The organism is Enterobacter sp. MGH85 (assembly GCF_001037655.1).
GTDB classification, from domain to species: Bacteria; Pseudomonadota; Gammaproteobacteria; order Enterobacterales; family Enterobacteriaceae; genus Enterobacter; species Enterobacter intestinihominis.
Map to the genome: position 1 here is coordinate 2,609,241 of NZ_KQ089925.1, position 21,241 is coordinate 2,630,481.

A 21,241-nucleotide genomic window follows, 5' to 3' on the forward strand; every position below is an offset into this window, starting at 1 on the left:
GATGAGCTTACGAGAAAAAACCATCAGCGGCGCAAAATGGTCAGCCATGGCCACCATCGTCATCATTGGCCTCGGCCTGGTGCAGATGACGGTGCTGGCGCGCATTATCGATAACCACCAGTTTGGTCTGCTGACCGTCTCGCTGGTGATTATCGCCCTGGCCGATACGCTGTCGGACTTTGGTATCGCCAACTCCATTATCCAGCGCAAAGAGATCAGCCATCTTGAGCTGACCACCCTCTACTGGCTGAACGTTGGGCTGGGTATCTTCGTCTTTGTGCTGGTGTTCCTGCTGAGCGATGTGATTGCCGGCGTGCTGCATAACCCGGACCTGGCGCCGCTGATGCGCACCCTGTCGTTTGCTTTCGTGGTGATCCCGCACGGGCAGCAGTTCCGCGCGCTGATGCAGAAAGAGCTGGAGTTCAACAAGATCGGCATGATTGAAACCAGCGCCGTGCTGGCGGGCTTTACCTTCACCGTTGTCAGCGCCCATTTCTGGCCGCTGGCGATGACCGCCATTCTCGGCTACCTCGTTAACTCTGCCGTGCGCACGCTGCTGTTTGGCTTCTTTGGCCGCAAGATTTATCGCCCGGGACTGCATTTTTCGCTGGCGTCTGTTTCATCCAACCTGCGCTTCGGCGCGTGGCTGACGGCAGACAGCATTATCAACTATGTGAATACTAACCTCTCTACGCTGGTGCTGGCGCGCATTCTGGGCGCGAGCGTCGCGGGCGGCTACAACCTGGCGTATAACGTCGCGGTTGTCCCACCGATGAAGCTCAACCCAATCATTACCCGCGTGCTGTTCCCGGCGTTCGCCAAAATTCAGGACGATACCGAGAAGCTGCGCGTAAACTTTTACAAACTGCTCTCCGTGGTGGGGATCATCAACTTCCCGGTACTGCTGGGGCTGATGGTGGTCGCCAGCAATTTCGTACCGCTGGTGTTTGGCGAGAAGTGGAACAGCATCATCCCGATCCTGCAACTGCTGTGCGTTGTGGGGCTGCTGCGCTCGGTGGGGAATCCAATTGGTTCTCTGCTGATGGCGAAGGCGCGCGTGGATATCAGCTTCAAGTTCAACGTGTTTAAAACCTTCCTGTTTATTCCGGCAATTATTGTGGGCGGGCACATGGCGGGCGCCATTGGCGTGACGCTCGGCTTCCTGCTGGTGCAGATCGTTAATACCGTGCTGAGCTACTTCGTGATGATCAAACCGGTGCTGGGCTCCAGCTACCGTCAGTACATTCTCAGCCTGTGGCTGCCGTTTTATCTCTCCTTACCGACTCTGGCGGTGAGCTACGGCCTGGGCGTGGTGCTCAACGGGCATCTGCCGCTGGCGGCGCTGCTTGCGGTGCAGGTCGCGGCAGGCGCGCTGGCATTCGGCGTGATGATTGTACTGTCACGCAATGCGCTGGTGGTTGAGATAAAGCGCCAGTTTTGCCGTAACGAAAAAATGAAAACGCTGCTTCGCGCAGGCTAATTTTACGAGGCCATTATGAAATTACTTATTCTTGGCAACCATACCTGCGGCAACCGTGGCGACAGCGCCATCCTGCGCGGTTTATTGGATGCAATTAACACCCTTAAGCCTGAGACAGAAGTGGATGTGATGAGCCGTTATCCGGTCAGCTCATCCTGGTTACTGAACCGCCCGGTGATGGGCGACCCGCTCTACAGCCAGATGAAACAGCACAACAACGCTGCGGGCGTGATGGGGCGCGTGAAGAAAGTGCTGCGTCGCCGCTACCAGCATCAGGTGCTGCTTTCTCGCGTAACCGACACCGGCAAGCTGCGCAACATCGCCATCGCGCAGGGCTTTACCGATTTCGTGCGTCTGCTGTCCGGCTATGACGCCATTATTCAGGTGGGCGGCTCGTTCTTCGTCGACCTGTACGGCGTGCCGCAGTTTGAGCATGCGCTCTGCACCTTTATGGCGAAAAAACCGCTGTTTATGATTGGCCACAGCGTCGGGCCGTTCCAGGATCCGCAGTTCAACCAGCTGGCGAACTATGTCTTCGGCCACTGTGACGCGCTGATCCTGCGCGAATCGGTCAGCCTCGACATGATGAAGCGCAGCGAAATCGACACCACCAAAGTGGAGCACGGCGTAGACACCGCCTGGCTGGTGGATCATCAGGATGACAGCTTCCAGGCCAGCTACGCGGTACAGCACTGGCTGGACGTGGCGGCAAAACAGAAAACCGTCGCCATTACCCTGCGTGAACTTGCGCCCTTCGATAAACGCCTCGGCACGACTCAGGCGGCGTATGAAAAAGCCTTTGCCGAGGTGGTGAACCGCGTGCTGGACAGCGGTTACCAGGTGCTGGCGCTTTCCACCTGTACCGGTATCGACAGCTACAACAAAGATGACCGCATGGTGGCGCTCAACCTGCGCAACCTGGTCAACGACCCATCCCGCTACCACGTGGTGATGGACGAGCTGAACGACCTGGAGATGGGCAAGCTGCTCTCCGCCTGCGAACTGACCGTGGGCACGCGTCTGCACTCAGCCATTATCTCGATGAACTTCGGCACGCCAGCCATCGCCATCAACTACGAACACAAGTCCGCGGGCATTATGCAGCAGCTCGGTATGCCGGAAATGGCCGTCGATATTCGTCATCTGCTGGACGGATCGCTGGGTGCGATGGTGGGCGACACGCTCGGCCAGTTGCCTGCGATAAACGAACGTCTGACGGTGGCGGTGAAAGCCGAACGCGAAAAAGGTATTGGCATGGTGAAATCCGTCCTCGACCGCGTCCGGGAGGGGAAATGAAGGTTGGTTTCTTCTTACTGAAATTTCCGCTGTCGTCTGAAACCTTTGTGCTGAACCAAATCACCGCGTTTATCGATATGGGGTATGACGTGGAGATTATCGCCCTGCAAAAGGGCGATACGCAAAACACCCATGCGGCGTATACCCAGTATGGGCTGGAGGCGAAAACCCGCTGGTTGCAGGACGAACCCGCCGGACGGATGAACAAACTGCGCCATCGCGCCGGACAGACGCTGCGCGGCCTGCATCGCGCCTCGACGTGGCGGGCGCTGAATATGTCGCGCTATGGGGCGGAGGCCCGCAACCTGATCTTATCCGCCATTTGCGGGCAAACGGCCCAGCCGTACCGGGCCGATGTCTTTATCGCTCACTTTGGCCCGGCTGGCGTCACGGCGGCAAAACTGCGTGAGCTGGGGGTGATTGACGGCAAAATCGCCACCATTTTCCACGGTATCGATATCTCCAGCCGGGAAGTGCTGAACCACTACACGCCGGAATATCAGCAGCTGTTTCGCCGTGGTGACATGATGCTGCCGATAAGCGACCTGTGGGCCGGGCGCCTGAAAACCATGGGGTGCCCGAGCGAGAAAATCACCGTTTCACGCATGGGCGTGGACATGGAACGCTTCACCCAACGACCCGTCAAGGTGCCGGGCAAGCCGCTGCAAATTATCTCTGTTGCCCGCCTGACCGAAAAGAAAGGGCTGCACGTAGCCATCGAAGCCTGTCGCCAGCTGAAGGCGCGTGGTGTGGACTTCCACTACCGCATCCTGGGTATCGGGCCGTGGGAGCGTCGCCTGCGCACGCTGATTGAACAGTATCAGCTGGAAGACGTGGTCGAGATGCCCGGCTTCAAGCCGAGCCACGAAGTGAAAGCCATGCTCGATGACGCGGATGTGTTCCTGCTGCCTTCCGTAACCGGCGCCGACGGTGATATGGAAGGCATTCCCGTGGCGCTGATGGAGGCGATGGCCGTCGGCATTCCGGTGGTCTCGACGTTACACAGCGGCATCCCGGAGCTGATCACCTCTGAGCATTCCGGCTGGCTGGTCCCTGAAAACAATGCGCTGGCGCTGGCGGACCGTCTGGCCGCGTTCAGCGATATCGATCAGCAGACGCTGATCCCTGTGCTGCAAAATGCGCGGCAAAAAGTTGAAGCAGAATTCAATCAGCAGGTGATTAATCGCCAGTTAGCGAGCCTGCTGCAAACGCTGTAACGCTGAGGTTGTATGCTGAATAAGATTACCCGACGCCGATTTGTCTCTTCTTTATCCGTCCTGGCTGCCATGCCGCTGCTGTCACCCCGCGCTGTGCGGGCGGCAACCGGGAAGACGGTTTCTGTCGATCGTTACAACAATAAGGACTGGATCGCCGCGTTTAAGCAGGCATTTGCCGAGGGCGATACCGTTGTTGTTCCCGCCGGGTTAACCTGTGAAAACATCAATACCGGCATTTTCATTCCTGATGGCAAAACCCTGCTGATCCGCGGTACGCTGAAGGGCAACGGGCGCGGGCGGTTTGTGCTTCAGGAGGGCTGCAAGGTCATTGGGGAAGGAGAAGGGCGCACGCATAACATCACGCTGGACGTGCGTGGCTCCGACTGTGTCATTAAAGGGCTGGCGATGAGCGGCTTCGGCCCCGTCACCCAGATCTACATCGGCGGTAAAAAGCGGCGAGTGATGCGCAACCTGCTCATCGATAACATCACCGTGACGCAGGCCAACTACGCGATCCTGCGTCAGGGGTTCCACAATCAGGTGGACGGTGCGCGCATTACCAACAGTCAATTCAGCCACTTGCAGGGTGACGCGATTGAGTGGAACGTGGCGATTAACGACCGTAACATCCTGATCTCGGACCACGTGATCGATAACATCAACTGCACCAACGGCAAGATCAACTGGGGCATAGGCATCGGGCTGGCCGGCAGTACGTACGACAATGATTATCCGGAACAGCAGACCGTTAAAAACTTCGTGGTGGCAAATATCACCGGCAGCAACTGTCGGCAGCTGGTGCATGTTGAAAACGGTAAACACTTTGTAATCCGTAATATCAAGGCCAGCAATATTACTCCCGACTTCAGTAAAAAGGCCGGAATTGATAACGCGACGGTAGCTATTTATGGCTGTGATAATTTCGTTATTGATAATGTCGATATGGTCAACAGCGCCGGAATGCTAATTGGCTATGGCGTGATCAAGGGCGATTATCTGTCGATACCGCAGAACTTCAAACTTAACGATATTCGCCTGGATAACCGACAGCTTGCCTATAAGCTGCGCGGGATACAGATTTCCTCCGGCAATGCCACGTCGTTTGTTGCCATCACCAACGTTGAGATGCAGCGGGCAACGCTTGAGCTGCATAACAAACCCCAACACCTTTTCTTACGTAATATCAACGTGATGCAGGAGTCAACGACGGGACCGGCCCTGAAGATGAACTTCGATTTGCGCAAAGACGTGCGCGGGAAGTTTATGGCTAAAAACGAGACGCTGTTGTCGCTCGCGAACATAAAAGCGGTAAATGAAAAGGGGCAGAGTTCGGTAGATATTGATCGGGTCGATCAACACGTGGTGAATACGGAACGGTTGAATTTTGCGCTGCCGCACAGGTAATCATCCAGACTATTTTGCGACAATTCCTGGAACGAAATCGCGATCTATTCAGATTACAACTACTGTAATTTGTGGTGGGGTGACCTAGGATTACTTCATATTTACGGCAAAACATGCTGGCGAAAACAGGTTTAAAAGCTATAATTCGTCAACCATTTTAAGGTGGAAGAAATAATGATTAATTTGAAAGCAGTCATACCGGTAGCGGGTCTGGGCATGCATATGTTGCCAGCCACGAAGGCAATTCCCAAAGAGATGCTGCCGATCGTTGACAAGCCGATGATTCAGTACATCGTCGACGAGATTGTTGCTGCAGGGATCAAAGAAATCGTTCTGGTGACGCACTCTTCGAAGAATGCGGTAGAGAACCACTTCGACACCTCTTATGAACTCGAAGCGTTGCTTGAGCAGCGCGTTAAGCGTCAGCTTCTGGCGGAAGTTCAGTCTATCTGCCCTCCTGGCGTGACCATCATGAACGTGCGTCAGGCGCAGCCGCTGGGTCTGGGCCACTCGATCCTGTGCGCGCGTCCGGTCGTAGGCGATAACCCGTTTATCGTGGTACTGCCCGATATCATCATTGATACCGCTTCTGCCGATCCGCTGCGTTACAACCTGGCGGCAATGGTTGCACGCTTCAACGAAACGGGTCGCAGCCAGGTGCTGGCGAAACGTATGAAGGGTGATCTCTCTGAGTACTCAGTTATTCAGACTAAAGAGCCGCTGGAGTCGGAAGGGCAGGTGAGCCGTATCGTTGAGTTTATCGAAAAACCCGATCAGCCGCAGACCCTGGACTCCGACCTGATGGCAGTCGGCCGTTATGTGCTGAATGCGGATATCTGGGCTGAGCTGGAAAAAACCGAGCCGGGTGCCTGGGACCGTATCCAGCTGACCGATGCGATTGCTGAGCTGGCGAAGAAGCAGTCGGTTGATGCCATGCTAATGACCGGTGACAGCTATGACTGCGGTAAGAAAATGGGGTATATGCAGGCGTTTGTGAACTATGGCCTGCGTAATCTGAAGGAAGGGGCGAAGTTCAGAAGCCGGATTGAGAAGTTGCTGGCTAACGACTGATAGTCCTTCCGCAGCCTGAAAGACCTTATGCGCGGCAGCCATCATTTTGTTATGTTGTTACATAAACAAAATGATGGCTGCCGCTTTTTGTTATTAATTCCTGTGATAACAGAGAGTTACCTGCTTCAAATCTGGGCTGATTTGTAGCGATTTGTGCTTGTTTCTGACGCCATTTAGGACGACAATTAACGCCAGTTTTTGTCTGTAATCAGGCCAGAAAATTCTTCTCTAAACTTCTCTCAGTGCACTGGTAGCTGTTAAGCCAGGGGCGGTAGCATACCTCGCATAAGTTAATGAATAAAGAACGAATGGCTCTGGATAGTAAAGTGATCGCGTTCCAGCACTCCTCGCGGGGTAAAAATAACAAATTAAGCAGATAGGGGATGGCAATGAAAGTATTGGTGACGGGCGGAACCGGATTTCTTGGTACTGCTTTAGTCCAGACGTTGAAATCATCGGGGCACGAGGTGATACTAACAACGCGCAGGCAAGAGAACATTGCAGAAGGTATTTTCAACTTGGGTGATATCTCAGCCGACACCAACTGGGCTCATCTTCTCCAGGGGTGCGACACCGTCATTCATACTGCGGGAAGGGCACATATTCTCAATGATGACGCACAGGATGCATTAGCGGAATTCCGACGGGTTAATCACGATGCGACGATAAAATTAGCTAAAGATGCCGCCAGTAGCGGTGTAAAGCACTTTATTTTCATAAGCTCTATCGGTGTCAACGGTAATTCCACTTCAGGAACTCCCTTTACAGAAACATCGGCACCTCGACCGACTTCTGATTATGCCATTTCCAAGCTCGAAGCTGAGCAGAGCCTGTTAAAAAATTTTGGAGGGACCGATATGGCTATCACTATTGTCCGTCCGGCTTTAATTTGTGGCGAAAATGCACCGGGTAATATTCAGCGTCTTTTGAAACTTGTATCGAAAAACCTGCCGTTACCGTTTAAAAATGTTAAGAATAAGCGTGCTCTTGTTTCGCTGGATAATGTCGTCAGTTTTATCAATGAATGTGTCGTAAACGAGAAAGCTAAGAATCAACTCTTTTTACTCGCTGATGCAGAACGACCTTCAACGGAAGAGATGATTGAAACTTTTGCTGCTGGTATGGATATCAAAGCGAAAATTATTTATTTCCCTAAAAGCATTATGAAGTTACTGCTTTCCGCTGTTGGAAAAGGTGGTATTTACGATCAGTTGTTTGGCGATCTGGAAGTCGATGCCTCCAAATCGCGGGAACATTTGCACTGGACACCCCCGATAACACTTCATGAAACTATGAAAAAAACGGCGAAATATTATACTGAAGGTAATAAATAATGTTGAATTTTGGAATTGTGATATTCGCTTTTTTAGCATCGTGTGCGCTGACTTGGGGATTGCGGGGGTATGCAATAAAGCATAATGTTATTGACCGCCCAAACCAGCGAAGTTCGCATTCTGTGCCCACCCCGCGAGGTGGTGGAGTAGCGATCGTCCTGACGCTCCTGGTCGCTTTGGTAGGATTTTATTTTAACCATACGCTAACGTTCGACAGCTTCCTGGGTTTATTTATTCCAGGTGTAATTGTCGCCATCATTGGTTTTCTTGATGATCATGGTCATATTGCGGCACGATGGCGTCTATTAATGCATTTCCTGGCAGCAGCAATTGGCATTTATTTCCTGGGATCCTTCCCTGTAATTACGCTGTTTGGTTACGATCTTTCTTTATCCTGGATTGGTATGATTCTCGGCTGTGTATATCTGGTCTGGATGCTGAACTTATATAATTTTATGGATGGGATTAATGGCTTAGCCAGCGCTGAAGCAATAACATTCGCCGCATGTAGCGCAATGTTGATTGTTGTAAACCAGTACACGGACGCGCCTGGAAGTATTTATCCGCTGACGCTTGCCCTAATCGGTGCCGCCGCCGGTTTTATTGTCTGGAATTTCCCGAGAGCAAAAATCTTCATGGGGGATGCCGGGAGTGGTTTCCTGGGGATAACTATTGGACTGATGATTCTCCATATTGCGAAAGCAGATACGCATTTCTTTATTGCAGAATTATGTTTGCTGGGCGTATTTATCGTCGATGCCACGACAACGCTATTGAGGAGGCTCGTAGCAGGTAAAAAGGTCTATGAAGCACATGCCAGCCATGGCTACCAAATCCTCGCAAGAAAATATGGCAGCCACGTTCCGGTGACATCATTGGCAATTGCCGTCAATCTGCTGTGGCTTTTCCCCTTCGCCTTTTTTATTGCCTCAGGCAAAATTGATGGTGTTGTGGGGCTGCTCATCGCCTGGTTCCCGCTTCTCGTTGTTGCACTGAAATGTGGTGCAGGCGTTAAAGACAAAGAGAGCAATGTCAATGCATGACTTATTGATTTTGGGCGCGGGTGGTCATGGCCGTACGCTGTACGAGACAGCGAGACTGCTGGGATATAAGGATATCGTTTTCCTCGACGATAATACCTCTGCCTGCCAGGAAATTAATCAGCTGATTATTGGAAAAATTTCCGAACTACAGTTACATATTGGTAAGGTCAGTCATGTCGCTATTGGCATCGGAAACAATAAAGTCAGAGAGCAGCTCTATCAGCAACTGCTCGGCTTAGGTATTCATCCTGTAACGCTTATACATCCCTTTGCATTTGTCAGTCCATCGGCGACCCTTGCTGAGGGAACTGTTGTGTTAGCGGGAGCTGTAGTGGGTGCCAACGCAAAATTAGGTTTGGCGACGATTGTGAATAGCCACTCGACAATAGATCACGATGCCATTCTTGGTGATTTCGCTCATTTAGGTGTTGGTGTCCATCTTGCGGGCAGCGCTGTGATTGGGAAAGCAGCGTTTCTCCAGGCGGGGACAGTGGGCGGTTATAATACTAAAGTAGACGATTACTCAGTGTGTCCTGCTGGTACTATTTTATAAACTGAATGCAAGCTTTAGTGAGGCGACCAGTTTTTAGTATGCTAAATTATTTAATATCTTTACCACGACCAATAAAACGTATTATCACACTCTCTATAGATGTTGTGCTTCTGCTGTGCGCATTTTGGTTTGCATTTTGGGTGCGCATTGATTCAATGACTCCAGTATATAGTACAGAGCATTGGCTTTTTATTCTTTCAATAATTTTAGTTACTTTGGCAATCTTTGTTAAATTAGGGCTGTATCGGGCCGTAATTCGTTATATTACTGCCAAAATATTACTGGTAGTAACGATGGGGATGGTCATATCGTCCATTTTGCTTATTATCGCAGCGTTCTATACCAACCTCTATTTGCCGAGAACGATTCCTTTTATCTATTTCTCATTCGGTCTACTGCTTATTGCCGGATCACGGCTTGGGATGAGAATGTTGGTGAATCGTGGGTTGAATCTGGGCACTCGGGTAGTTATTTATGGTGCAGGTGCATCCGGTCGTCAATTACTGCCTGCGCTGAGCCAGATGGACGAATATTACCCCGTTGCTTTTGTCGATGATAACCGTGCCCTGCAAGGTCAGGTGATTCACGGGGTAAGCGTTTTTGCGCCAGAAAAACTGCCCTGGCTGGTTGAGAAATACGAAGCGAAGAAAATTCTGCTGGCCATGCCAAGCGCAAGCCGGGCAAGAAAGAACGAAGTCATTAAAACACTGGAAGGTCTGCCGTGCGAAGTGCTCTCCATCCCGGGAATGGTCGATCTGGTGGAGGGGAAGGCAAGTATTGATTCCTTGCGGAAAGTCGTTATTACAGACCTGCTGGGCCGCGATCCTGTCTCACCCATTCCGGAATTGATATCCCGAAATATTAACGGGAAAGCAGTGATGGTTACCGGGGCAGGGGGGTCAATAGGGTCTGAACTATGCCGACAGATACTTAAAAATAAGCCAAACCAGCTTATTCTCTTCGAATTGTCTGAGTTCTCACTCTATTCCATTGATTCCGAACTGCGTAACCTAAATCTTGGTCAGGATTTTAAAGTTAAAATCTATCCAATCCTCGGTAATGTTCAGGATAAAGAGCATCTCGAAAGGTTAATCAGAGCATTCAACGTCGACACAATTTATCATGCTGCGGCGTACAAGCATGTACCGCTTGTCGAGTTCAACGTTCTTGATGGCGTGCGCAATAATATATTTGGTACGTTAAGCTGTGCTCAGGCCGCGGCAAGTTGTGGTGTTGAAAACTTTGTCTTAATTTCGACCGATAAAGCCGTACGGCCCACCAACACAATGGGGGCGACCAAACGCATGGCGGAGCTGGTGCTGCAAGCGCTGGCGAAGGAATCCAATAATACCTGCTTTAGTATGGTTCGTTTCGGCAACGTGTTAGGCTCATCAGGCTCAGTTGTGCCGTTATTTGAAAAACAGATTGCTGCAGGTGGGCCGGTGACGCTGACACACGAAGATATCACGCGTTACTTTATGACCATTCCTGAAGCGGCTCAACTGGTGATCCAGGCGGGAGCCATGGGCACGGGCGGCGATGTTTTTGTTCTGGATATGGGGGAACCCGTCAGGATTATCGATCTTGCACACCGCATGATTACGCTGCAAGGGCTAACCGTTCGTGATGATAAAAACCCTTATGGTGATATTGCGATAAAAACGACAGGTCTGCGTCCAGGTGAGAAACTGTATGAAGAGTTGCTTATCGGCGACAATGTATCCGTTACGCAGCACCCGCGTATCAGAACAGCTAACGAAGTAATGTTGCCATGGAGTGAAATGAGCCACATTCTTCAGGATCTCGACAACGCCTGCCGTGAGTTCGACTACGAACGTGTGCGTGAAATACTCTTGCAGGCACCTGCCGCGTTCAATCCAACGGATGGTATCTGCGATTTACTATGGAATAAAAATGTGAGTTAAAAGCCTATCGTCGCCCTTCTCCTCCCTGTTTACTTATAATGAGTAAACAGGGTGGTAGGCATACCATCTTTTGTTTCAGAAAACTTTAAGAGCGAAATAAACGTGAAAATACTGGTCACGGGTGGAGCTGGTTTTATTGGGTCTGCTGTTGTACGACACATTATTAATCACACGCAGGACACTGTGATTAATGTCGATAAATTGACCTACGCCGGTAATCTCGAATCGCTAGCCACCGTCGCACAGAGCGATCGTTATTATTTTGAACATGCTGATATTTGCGATAACGCTGCTATGGAACGTATTTTGTCTTATCACCAACCTGATGCAGTGATGCATCTGGCGGCTGAGAGCCATGTCGATCGTTCGATAAGTGGTCCTGCAGCCTTTATCGAAACTAATATTATCGGCACTTATGTGCTATTAGAAGCTAGCCGTAAATACTGGTCCGAACTTAGCGCAGAGAAAAAAACTAGATTCCGTTTCCATCATATTTCTACAGATGAAGTGTATGGCGATCTTCCGCATCCGGATGAAGTTGTAAAGGGCACTGAACTGCCGCTGTTTACTGAAAAAACCGCATATGCCCCAAGCAGCCCGTATTCTGCTTCAAAAGCCTCAAGTGATCATCTAGTCCGCGCATGGCTGCGAACCTATGGCTTCCCTACCATCGTAACCAATTGTTCAAACAACTACGGCCCGTATCACTTCCCAGAAAAATTAATCCCGTTAGTAATTCTCAATGCACTAGAAGGCAAACCTCTGCCAGTGTATGGCAACGGAGATCAAATACGTGACTGGCTGTATGTAGAAGATCACGCCCGTGCTTTATATATCGTAGTAACGCAAGGTAAAATCGGTGAGACCTATAATATAGGAGGCTATAATGAACAGAGAAACCTTAATGTTGTGCATACGATCTGTGATCTGTTAGATGAAATTGTACCAAAAAAAGTTTCCTACCGAGAACAAATAACTTTCATACCAGATCGGCCCGGTCATGATCGTCGTTATGCAATTGATGCTAAAAAGATTAGCAAGGAACTGGGATGGAAACCACTGGAGACTTTTGAAAGCGGAATTCGTAAAACGGTTGAGTGGTTTCTAGCGAATAGGGAGTGGATAGCAAATGTTAATAACGGAAGTTACCACTCCTGGATAAAGCAAAATTATGAGGGCGGTTAGTAATGAAGGGTATTATTTTAGCGGGGGGGTCAGGTACACGATTATATCCAATTACAATGGGCGTATCGAAACAGTTACTTCCTGTTTATGATAAACCCATGATCTATTACCCGCTTTCAGTATTAATGTTGGCTGGCATTAAAGATATTTTAATTATTACAACACCAGATGATCAGCCAGCTTTTATACGTTTACTCGGTGATGGCCGTCAGTTTGGCATAAACATAGAATATGCAATCCAACCCAGCCCTGATGGTTTAGCTCAAGCATTTATCATCGGTGACAACTTTATTGGTAATGATTCTGTTTGTTTGGTCCTTGGGGATAATATTTTCTTTGGTCAAGGATTTACACCAAAACTTAAAACGGCAGCAAATAGAAATAAAGGTGCTACTGTATTTGGTTATCAGGTTATGAATCCTGAGAGTTTTGGTGTCGTCGAATTTGATAAAAATTACACGGCATTGAGTATAGAAGAAAAACCTGTAGCACCCAGATCAAATTGGGCAGTAACAGGTCTTTATTTTTACGATAATGAAGTTGTTGATATTGCTAAACATATAAAGCCATCACCCCGAGGTGAACTCGAAATTACAACTGTTAACCAAGTATATCTAGAAAATAATATGTTGACAGTCGAGTTGTTAGGTCGAGGATTTGCTTGGCTTGATACAGGTACTCATGACAGTTTAATTGAGGCAGGAAGCTTTGTTGAGACGGTTCAAAAACGTCAGGGGATGATGATTGCGTGCCTTGAGGAAATAGCGTGGAGAAATGGCTGGTTAAGCGATCAGGATTTATATTCAAGAGCGGGGCTATTTGTGAAAACTAACTACGGCGCATATTTACTAAAATTAATTAATAGATAACAAAACTTTATAAACATAATGTCGCCTGCATGGTTTGTGTTTATGAGCCTTATATAATATAAGAAACAGATAGGTTAGATGATGAAGAAAATTTTATTTGTAACTGCACGTTTCCCTTGGCCAATTATTACTGGAGATGCTCTGCGTGCTTATAATCAAATAAAAGAGCTTTCGAAAGAAAATTTAGTGGATGTTTTTTCGGTAGAAAAAGCAAACACCACAAGTGGTAATGTCAATAATTTTATAAATTCGTGTTCTTCTGGTAATTTATCAAAGATCGGTAAAATAAAAAACATAATTAAAAATAGGGGGCAAACTGCATTGCAATGTGCGGTGTATAATGATAAGGCCTCGTGGCAAAAATTAAAAAAACTTTTACTTGCTAATAATTATGACATGATAATTTTCCAATTGGTTAGGTTGGAGTTCCTTATCTTTAAAACTATTTCTTTAAGAAAAGAACACAGTATCAAATCATTAATATATTGTGATTTTGTTGATGCTCTTTCATTAAATATGCAGAATAGAGCTGCAACAGAAAACTTTCTCATGAAGAAAATATGTGGCTTCGAAAGTAAAAAGCTGTCCGCGATTGAGAGGGAAATATACGAAGTAATCGATGCGGGATTTATAATTTCAGAAAGAGATGCTAAACATATAGGTAAAGAAGGTTTTAAGATTATACCTAATGGCGTGAACATTCCCGGAGTAAAAAAAACCTTAAAAAAAGACGACGGCGTTATAAATTTAGCTTTTTGGGGGAATATGAGTTATTACCCCAATGTTAAAGCTGCAATCTTTTTAACTGATTTGTTTAATAGTCTACCAAAAGAAAAATATAAACTTCATATCATCGGTGCTCAGCCATGTAAACAAGTTTTGGCTTTGAATAAACCAAATGAAGTTATCGTTCATGGTTATGTTGATGATTTGAAGAATCTTCTGGCAAATATGGATATAGCAGTATTCCCTATTTTCGACGGTTCTGGTCTTCAGAATAAAGTATTAGAAGCGTTTGCATTAGGCCTGCCAGTCATAACTACAAATATAGTTCTGGATTCAATGCCAAAACTTAGTGAATACGCTATCGTTGCCAATAGTAAAAATGATTTTATCCGTTCTATCGAGCTTTTTGAGTCTAGAGAAGAGATTGCTAATAAAAATTCTCTTTGTGCGATAGAAGTATTGAAGAAACATTACAACTGGAATCTTATCAACTGTGTGACAGGAATGAAATGAAAAAAGTATTGTTGTTCAATTTCTATAAGGGAATATTGTACAGAGGTATTCCGATCTATTCATCCAACTTAATTACAGCACTTGAAAAGAATGGATGTATAGTCAATGAGTGGAGTTGTCCAAAATTTGCACAAAAATTACCTAGGGCAATTATAGACTTACTCTTTGTTCTTTGTGAGCAAGTTATTATTCCTATGATAAGTATTATGGGAAGATATGAAAAAATTATATATCCTTATAACTCATGTTCTGTAATATCGGCTTTTTCCAAAAAATCCATATTAATAATTCATGATTTCATCCCAAATAAAAGAATTAAGGAAAGGCTAAGTCTTTCTGCGTTATATATTGTACTAACACAGCGATTTCATGCTTTTTTGAAAAGAGATGTAGCATTTGTCTCAGCAACAACAAAAAGAATTGGAATGAATGTTAAATGGTTAAAAGATAGTAATGTTTATCTTTTCCCTAACTCCTTCTATCAACTAGAAGCTAAATTATCACAAGGTAATATTCAAAAAAGTAATGCTGAATCCTATGCAGTATTAATTTCAGGTAATGGTTCTAATAAAGAATTTAATCACGCAATGCAGTTATGGAAAACATGTGCATACGCTGCTTCGCATAAGCTTAAGGTTATAGGATTAGGCTCTCACAGAGAATGGGCATTGAAAATACTTAGAGAGTTAAAGATTGAGAATGTCCAGGTGCTGCCGGTTCTTACAGATGACGAATTATTATCGGAACTAAAGAACGCTTCAATGGTCTGGGCTCATTCGACTCATGAAGGATTCGGAAGGCCAGTAATTGAAGGCAGAATATGTGGTAAAAGCGTTTTAGCGTCAAATATTTCTGCATTTAGAGAACATAGAGACGAAAGTGTTTATTTATATGACGATCATTCTTTTTGTGAGAAATATTTTTTGGCTCATGTGACTAGTGATTCATCAGGTTATAAGATTAAGTATCATATTATTTTAGAGGAAGAAATTGAAAAATGGCTACTAGCAAATTGATACCTGTTATAATGGCTGGCGGTACAGGTAGTCGTTTATGGCCACTATCCCGTGAACTTTATCCCAAACAGTTCATTCCAGTAAAGGGTGATTACACGATGTTGCAATCAACAATCAACCGTTTGGATGGACTTGATTGTAATAATCCTATAGTAATTTGTAATGAAAAACACCGTTTTATCGTGGCAGAGCAGTTACTACAATTAAACAAGCTAACTAAAAATATTGTCCTTGAACCTGCAGGGCGAAATACTGCTCCAGCCGTCGCTCTTGCTGCATTAGCCGCGAAAAAGAATAACGCCGAAAGCAATCCATTATTACTGGTACTTGCTGCCGACCATATTTTTGAGAAGGAAGAAGTTTTCAGAGATGCGATCAGACAAGCGATTCCTTGTGCAGAACAAGGCAAACTTGTAACTTTTGGGATTGTGCCTGATAGAGCTGAAACTGGTTATGGTTATATTCTCCGCGGCGATAGCATAAGTCAGAAAGGATGTAAGGAAGCATATAAAGTCTCAAGGTTTGTAGAAAAACCCGATCTGGATACTGCTAAATCTTATGTAGATAGCGGGAAATATTATTGGAATAGCGGTATGTTTCTTTTCCAGGTTGATAGCTATCTGGCCGAGTTGAGAAAGTTCAGGCCTGATATTCTTGAGGCATGCGAAAAAGCAATGAGTGCTATCAATCCTGACCTTGATTTCACCAGAGTTGATGAGAAGTCATTCTTGGCTTGTCCGGATGAGTCGATTGATTATGCTGTGATGGAGAAAACTGAGGACGCCGTTGTAGTGCCAATGGATGCCGGCTGGAGCGATGTTGGATCATGGTCATCATTGTGGGATATTAGCCCACATGACACCGATGGTAATGTCCATCGTGGTGATGTCATTAGTTTCCGAACAAAAAATAGTTACGTACATTCAGAATCAGGTCTCGTTGCCACTGTGGGCGTGAAAGACCTTATCATTGTGCAGACCAAAGATGCAGTTCTCATTGCTGATAGGCATGCCGTACAGGATGTTAAAAAGATAGTGGAGAAAATAAAGGCTGAGGGGCGTTTAGAGCATCATAAACACCGCGAAGTTTTTCGTCCCTGGGGTAAATATGATTCGATTGACGCTGGAGAACGCTACCAGGTTAAGCGTATAAGCGTAAAACCTGGGGAGGGGCTATCAGAACAAATGCATCATCACCGTTCTGAACACTGGGTTATTGTATCTGGGACTGCGAAAGTAACAATTAACGGAGAAGAAAAAATTTTGACAGAAAATCAATCCGTTTATATCCCACTTGGCGTTATTCATTCTCTTGAGAACCCAGGGAAAATCATGCTTGAACTGATTGAAGTGCGTTCTGGTTCCTATTTGGAAGAAGATGACATTATTCGCCTTTCAGATCGTTATGGGCGAATTTAGAAATTGTCACAGCAAATACGTTATATCAAGATTTAAGGTAATAATTGCCAGAGATATATGAGGAAAATAATGGATAAATTGACTTGTTTCAAGGCGTATGACATTCGCGGCCGCTTAGGTGACGAACTTAATAATAATATAGCAAAGCGAATTGGTCGAGCCTATGGTGAATATCTGAAACCTCGGACCGTTGTATTAGGTGGTGATGTGCGCCTTACAAGTGAATCTCTAAAAATGTCACTAGCCGAAGGTTTGCAGGACGCAGGTGTTGACGTACTGGATATTGGAATGTCAGGGACCGAAGAAATCTATTTCTCTACATTCCATCTCGGTGTTGACGGAGGAATTGAAGTTACAGCAAGTCATAATCCGATGGATTACAATGGGATGAAGTTGGTTCGCGAGGGAGCCCGGCCTATCAGCGGTGATACAGGGCTGCGAGATATACAACGTTTAGCTGAAGAAAATAATTTTTCTCATGTAGATATTGCGAAACGTGGAAGTTATGAAAAAATAGATACTAAAAAAGCATATATTGATCATATTCTCAGCTATATCAAACCTGAAAATATTAAACCACTTAAACTTGTTATTAACTCAGGTAACGGAGCCGCAGGCCCTGTTATTGATGAGATTGAAAAACGTTTCAAGGAAATTCAGATTCCAGTTGAATTTGTGAAAATTCACAATTTACCTGATGGAAATTTCCCTAATGGGATTCCAAACCCTCTTCTTCAAGAATGCCGTGCTGACACAAGCGAAGCCGTTATTAATCACAAGGCAGATATGGGCATTGCGTTCGATGGCGATTTTGACAGATGTTTCCTCTTCGATAATGAAGGTAATTTTATTGAAGGTTATTACATTGTCGGGTTGCTTGCAGAATCTTTCCTCGAAAAGCAACCAGGCGCGCGGATCATACATGATCCCCGCCTTTCATGGAATACTATAGATGTGGTTCAGCGAGCAAAGGGTATTCCTGTAATGTCCAAAACAGGCCATGCTTTCATCAAAGAACGCATGCGTTTGGAAGATGCTGTCTATGGTGGTGAAATGAGTGCTCATCATTATTTTCGTGACTTTGCCTACTGTGATAGCGGAATGATTCCGTGGCTACTTGTAGCCGAGTTAGTGAGTATTAAAAATAAAACGTTGGCAGAACTAGTCCATGATCGGATGAAATCTTTCCCAGCCAGCGGAGAGATTAATAGCATCGTTAATGATCAAGAAAAAGTGATTTCTGAAATACTTGAATACTATAAAAGTGATGCCTCGGTAGTAGACTATACCGATGGAATCAGTATTGAATTTTCTGACTGGCGTTTTAATCTCCGAAGCTCAAACACTGAGCCTGTTATCCGCTTGAATGTTGAGTCTCGTGGTAATACTGCGTTAATGGAAGCCAAAACAGCAGAGTTATTGAATAAAATTCGAGCATAGCTTGTCTTTTATATGGGTGCACATGTAGTAATTGTGCACCCATTAATATATGGATTAAATATTATTATTTATAATATCTGATTCCTTAATAATCTTGTATGTTGGGAAGTGTACAATTCCTATGAATGAGAAGAGTTTAAAAAATAATCAATTCAAAATAAGTGCGCATTTAGCGTTTATATATTTCCTGCTTACTTCTTCTTTATTATTGATTTTTTTAACGGAATCGGCAAGTGCTACACTTTATGGAACTGTAGAGGATATTTTTGCGGTTTTTTGTGCCATTATATTGTTTGGTGAGATGATTTACTTCTATATGCATAGAGTGAAGTTTATCTCGTTGCAATTAATGTTTGCTTTTGTATTTTCTTTAATTATAGGTATTCCTTCTTTTTATTTGTATTTCTTTAAAAAAGCTTCTGATGGCTTTGAATTGACTTGTATATGGGGTATGTTAATAAATATCATACTCTATCTTACAGCTATCAAAAATGTTCATAGGCAACAAGCAAAAAGTATAAATAATCTATTTAAGATTATATTTTCCATTGTTGGTGTTTGCCAGTTAATTAAAATTGTTTTTTATCTGAAATTTATTTTATCATCAGGCTTAGGGCATTTAGCTATTTATACTGATAGTGAAGAATTACTTTCAAGTATTCCTTTTGCTATCCGTGCTATTAGTGGCTTTTCTTCTATAATGGCTTTGGCAGTCTTTTATTATAAATCATCGAAAAAATATAAGATGCTAGCATTTATTTTGCTCGCATCTGACCTTGTTATTGGGATAAGAAATAAATTCTTTTTTGCTTTTATATGTATTATTATTCTCTCGTTATATTCAAATAGAAAGAAAATAATAGCAATATTCGCTAGAATATCCAAAGTACACTATTTATTAATTGGCTTCGTCGGTTTTTCAATGATTTCATATCTTCGTGAAGGATATGAAATCAATTTTATTAATTATCTTGGCGTTGTACTTGACTCTCTGTCGTCTACGCTTGCAGGTTTACAAGATTTATACTCTTTGCCCGATGAAAATGGTTGGGCGTTACTAAACCCCCTTACGATATTATCGCAAGTGTTGCCGCTCAGTGGTTTTGGCTTCATAAGCGATGCACAAATTGCTCATGAATATTCAACAATAGTGCTTGGCAGCGTGTCTAATGGGATAGCGTTGTCATCTTCTGGTCTTCTTGAAGCAAGTATAATAAGTTTGCATTTCAATTTATTTATTTATCTTGCCTATCTGTTAATTATGATCTCGATAATTCAAAAAGGTTTGAATAGTAATTATGTTATTTTTAACTTTTTTGCCCTAGCTATGATGACTGGTTTCTTCTATTCTGTTCGTGGAGAATTAATTTTGCCATTTGCTTATGTTTTAAAATCGTTTCCAATAATAATAATTGCAAATCTATTGACTCAACAAAAAAGTAGAAATTGAAATGCTAAAAGATATTCTTAGTGATGGTATCTATGCACTCTTTAATAAGGTAAGTTATTTTGGGGCAAAAACACTCGCTATTGTTTTAATTACTCGAGAACTTGGCATAGAATCAGGAGGCGTATTTATATTTTTAATTGGTACGCTAGAAATATTAAGAGTTGTATCTGATTTTGGTGTGGATATATTTGTAATCAAGAAGTATTCTGATGTTGAAAATCCCATTCGATTGTTGAAGAGGGTGTTCTATCAAAAAATATTCGTCGGGGTAGTAGTATCAATATTGTTTTTTGTAATTTGTTATGCATTAGGATATAACAGAGATATTTATATTCCGATTTCACTGTCATTATTTTTTGCACTTCTCTTTAATTTATCTAATAGCTTTTTTCAATCACAAAATTTGAATAAAGCTTTATCTCCTTCCATAGCGTTAGCCCTGTTTTTAACTTTTGTAATTTATGGTGTTCAGTTTATTTTAAGAATGCCTTTTACTGCCTGGAATTATTTGCTTGCAGAGAGTTTATTTGTTTCGGTAGTTACAATTCATTTATTTAGAAAAGTTGGTTGGAAAAAGATTCATGCTGCAGGGAAGATTTCTCCTAAAGATGTATTCTTGTTGTATCAGCATACTGTCAGTATAGGCCTTAATGCTATGGTGGTAATTATTTACAGTAGACTGGATAATATATATATAAAAAATATAGTTCCTGAGGGTTTAGCTGCGTATGGACAAATTTTTCGTCTGGTTGATCCACTAGTAATGGTGTCATCATTATTTTCTACTGTGGCTTATGCAAAATTTAGTCGTTTGGATTTAAGAAGCCATAGGAACATAAATAAGGTTTATCCGTTTATCTACATGATCCTTGGGTATATAATCTTAAGTTCAGTGTGTTACTTTACTGTTCTATTTTTCTTTGGTCGGTACTTAATATTGGATAATGAAAGTAATAACATAATGATACTCGGGTTTCTATTAATTGCCGGAATCAAGTGTATGAATGGTGCACTAACATCAATCATTCAATCTCAGGGACTATATCGTTTTGGCTTATATATCGCAATAATCTGTATGTGCATAGCTATTCCACTAATGTATATACTAGTTCATCAATATGGTACGATTGGTGCTATTTTTACAATAGCTTCAGTAGAGTTAACAAGCATGATATTATTAGCTGTAAGTATTGGGCTGTTAACTAAGAGAAAAATTTGAATTGCTGAATGTTCACAATACTTTAAGTGAGTATATTTAACAAAACGAAATATAATCCATTGCTATATGCTCTATTCTATTT

17 protein-coding genes are annotated in these 21,241 nt (G+C 44.3%); all 17 read left to right on the top strand.

What is annotated here, in order from left to right:
- Position 1: 1 nt before the first annotated feature.
- The 17 genes from wzxC (at position 2) to SK51_RS12390 (ending at position 21,159) form a co-directional block, all read left to right on the top strand.
- The gene (gene wzxC / locus SK51_RS12310) at positions 2 to 1,480 is read left to right on the top strand and encodes a colanic acid undecaprenyl disphosphate flippase WzxC (protein ID WP_022648629.1); all 1,479 of its coding nucleotides are present in this window, start codon (positions 2 to 4) and stop codon (positions 1,478 to 1,480) included.
- A gap of 15 nt (positions 1,481 to 1,495) precedes the next feature.
- Positions 1,496 to 2,776, top strand: coding sequence for a colanic acid biosynthesis pyruvyl transferase WcaK (gene wcaK / locus SK51_RS12315; RefSeq protein WP_023306570.1), 1,281 nt, complete (start codon positions 1,496 to 1,498; stop codon positions 2,774 to 2,776).
- Positions 2,773 to 3,993, top strand: a complete 1,221-nt coding sequence (gene wcaL / locus SK51_RS12320; RefSeq protein ID WP_023306569.1) for a colanic acid biosynthesis glycosyltransferase WcaL — start codon at positions 2,773 to 2,775, stop codon at positions 3,991 to 3,993. The genes wcaK and wcaL overlap by 4 nt, the downstream gene beginning before the upstream one ends.
- Before the next feature lie 12 nt (positions 3,994 to 4,005).
- Positions 4,006 to 5,397, top strand: a complete 1,392-nt coding sequence (gene wcaM, locus SK51_RS12325; RefSeq protein ID WP_023306568.1) for a colanic acid biosynthesis protein WcaM — start codon at positions 4,006 to 4,008, stop codon at positions 5,395 to 5,397.
- Positions 5,398 to 5,571: 174 nt separating this feature from the next.
- Positions 5,572 to 6,468 carry a GalU regulator GalF gene (galF, locus tag SK51_RS12330; RefSeq protein WP_023306567.1) on the top strand — a complete coding sequence of 299 codons (897 nt, stop codon included), beginning with the start codon at positions 5,572 to 5,574 and terminating at the stop codon, positions 6,466 to 6,468.
- Positions 6,469 to 6,851: 383 nt separating this feature from the next.
- A complete protein-coding gene (locus SK51_RS12335) occupies positions 6,852 to 7,802 on the top strand; it encodes an NAD-dependent epimerase/dehydratase family protein (protein ID WP_080346813.1) in 951 nt (316 codons plus the stop codon).
- Positions 7,802 to 8,845 (top strand): MraY family glycosyltransferase, encoded by a 1,044-nt coding sequence (locus SK51_RS12340; RefSeq protein ID WP_023306565.1) that lies wholly within the window; start codon positions 7,802 to 7,804, stop codon positions 8,843 to 8,845. Before SK51_RS12335 ends, SK51_RS12340 begins: the two co-directional genes overlap by 1 nt.
- Positions 8,832 to 9,398: a PglD-related sugar-binding protein gene (locus SK51_RS12345; RefSeq protein ID WP_223861945.1), complete on the top strand. Its 567-nt coding sequence runs from the start codon at positions 8,832 to 8,834 to the stop codon at positions 9,396 to 9,398. The genes SK51_RS12340 and SK51_RS12345 overlap by 14 nt, the downstream gene beginning before the upstream one ends.
- A gap of 155 nt (positions 9,399 to 9,553) precedes the next feature.
- Positions 9,554 to 11,323 carry a polysaccharide biosynthesis protein gene (locus SK51_RS12350; protein WP_370551880.1) on the top strand — a complete coding sequence of 590 codons (1,770 nt, stop codon included), beginning with the start codon at positions 9,554 to 9,556 and terminating at the stop codon, positions 11,321 to 11,323.
- Between the two features lie 102 nt (positions 11,324 to 11,425).
- A complete protein-coding gene (gene rfbB / locus SK51_RS12355; RefSeq protein ID WP_022648621.1) occupies positions 11,426 to 12,508 on the top strand; it encodes a dTDP-glucose 4,6-dehydratase in 1,083 nt (360 codons plus the stop codon).
- 2 nt (positions 12,509 to 12,510) lie between these two features.
- The gene (rfbA, locus tag SK51_RS12360; RefSeq protein WP_022648620.1) at positions 12,511 to 13,377 is read left to right on the top strand and encodes a glucose-1-phosphate thymidylyltransferase RfbA; all 867 of its coding nucleotides are present in this window, start codon (positions 12,511 to 12,513) and stop codon (positions 13,375 to 13,377) included.
- Positions 13,378 to 13,455: 78 nt separating this feature from the next.
- Positions 13,456 to 14,616 carry a glycosyltransferase gene (locus SK51_RS12365; protein ID WP_223861944.1) on the top strand — a complete coding sequence of 387 codons (1,161 nt, stop codon included), beginning with the start codon at positions 13,456 to 13,458 and terminating at the stop codon, positions 14,614 to 14,616.
- Positions 14,613 to 15,632, top strand: coding sequence for a glycosyltransferase (locus SK51_RS12370; protein ID WP_023306562.1), 1,020 nt, complete (start codon positions 14,613 to 14,615; stop codon positions 15,630 to 15,632). Before SK51_RS12365 ends, SK51_RS12370 begins: the two co-directional genes overlap by 4 nt.
- Positions 15,614 to 17,050, top strand: coding sequence for a mannose-1-phosphate guanyltransferase (gene cpsB / locus SK51_RS12375; RefSeq protein WP_022648617.1), 1,437 nt, complete (start codon positions 15,614 to 15,616; stop codon positions 17,048 to 17,050). The genes SK51_RS12370 and cpsB overlap by 19 nt, the downstream gene beginning before the upstream one ends.
- Before the next feature lie 69 nt (positions 17,051 to 17,119).
- A complete protein-coding gene (cpsG, locus tag SK51_RS12380) occupies positions 17,120 to 18,490 on the top strand; it encodes a phosphomannomutase CpsG (RefSeq protein ID WP_023306561.1) in 1,371 nt (456 codons plus the stop codon).
- A 121-nt stretch (positions 18,491 to 18,611) separates the two neighbouring features.
- Positions 18,612 to 19,940, top strand: coding sequence for a hypothetical protein (locus SK51_RS12385; protein WP_023306560.1), 1,329 nt, complete (start codon positions 18,612 to 18,614; stop codon positions 19,938 to 19,940).
- Position 19,941: 1 nt separating this feature from the next.
- Entirely contained in the window at positions 19,942 to 21,159 is a 1,218-nt protein-coding gene (locus tag SK51_RS12390) for a lipopolysaccharide biosynthesis protein (protein WP_032676171.1), read from the top strand.
- Positions 21,160 to 21,241: the final 82 nt, after the last annotated feature.

What these genes read in the sequence shown, in the direction of transcription:
- cpsG (WP_023306561.1), top strand. Translation starts at nt 17,120, where the DNA reads ATGGATAAATTGACTTGTTTCAAGGCGTATGACATTCGCGGCCGCTTA.
- SK51_RS12340 (WP_023306565.1), top strand. Translation starts at nt 7,802, where the DNA reads ATGTTGAATTTTGGAATTGTGATATTCGCTTTTTTAGCATCGTGTGCG.
- rfbA (WP_022648620.1), top strand. Translation starts at nt 12,511, where the DNA reads ATGAAGGGTATTATTTTAGCGGGGGGGTCAGGTACACGATTATATCCA.
- SK51_RS12370 (WP_023306562.1), top strand. Translation starts at nt 14,613, where the DNA reads ATGAAAAAAGTATTGTTGTTCAATTTCTATAAGGGAATATTGTACAGA.
- galF (WP_023306567.1), top strand. Translation starts at nt 5,572, where the DNA reads ATGATTAATTTGAAAGCAGTCATACCGGTAGCGGGTCTGGGCATGCAT.
- SK51_RS12385 (WP_023306560.1), top strand. Translation starts at nt 18,612, where the DNA reads ATGAATGAGAAGAGTTTAAAAAATAATCAATTCAAAATAAGTGCGCAT.
- SK51_RS12350 (WP_370551880.1), top strand. Translation starts at nt 9,554, where the DNA reads ATGACTCCAGTATATAGTACAGAGCATTGGCTTTTTATTCTTTCAATA.
- cpsB (WP_022648617.1), top strand. Translation starts at nt 15,614, where the DNA reads ATGGCTACTAGCAAATTGATACCTGTTATAATGGCTGGCGGTACAGGT.
- wcaM (WP_023306568.1), top strand. Translation starts at nt 4,006, where the DNA reads ATGCTGAATAAGATTACCCGACGCCGATTTGTCTCTTCTTTATCCGTC.
- wzxC (WP_022648629.1), top strand. Translation starts at nt 2, where the DNA reads ATGAGCTTACGAGAAAAAACCATCAGCGGCGCAAAATGGTCAGCCATG.
- SK51_RS12365 (WP_223861944.1), top strand. Translation starts at nt 13,456, where the DNA reads ATGATGAAGAAAATTTTATTTGTAACTGCACGTTTCCCTTGGCCAATT.
- wcaL (WP_023306569.1), top strand. Translation starts at nt 2,773, where the DNA reads ATGAAGGTTGGTTTCTTCTTACTGAAATTTCCGCTGTCGTCTGAAACC.
- SK51_RS12390 (WP_032676171.1), top strand. Translation starts at nt 19,942, where the DNA reads ATGCTAAAAGATATTCTTAGTGATGGTATCTATGCACTCTTTAATAAG.
- SK51_RS12345 (WP_223861945.1), top strand. Translation starts at nt 8,832, where the DNA reads ATGTCAATGCATGACTTATTGATTTTGGGCGCGGGTGGTCATGGCCGT.
- SK51_RS12335 (WP_080346813.1), top strand. Translation starts at nt 6,852, where the DNA reads ATGGCAATGAAAGTATTGGTGACGGGCGGAACCGGATTTCTTGGTACT.
- wcaK (WP_023306570.1), top strand. Translation starts at nt 1,496, where the DNA reads ATGAAATTACTTATTCTTGGCAACCATACCTGCGGCAACCGTGGCGAC.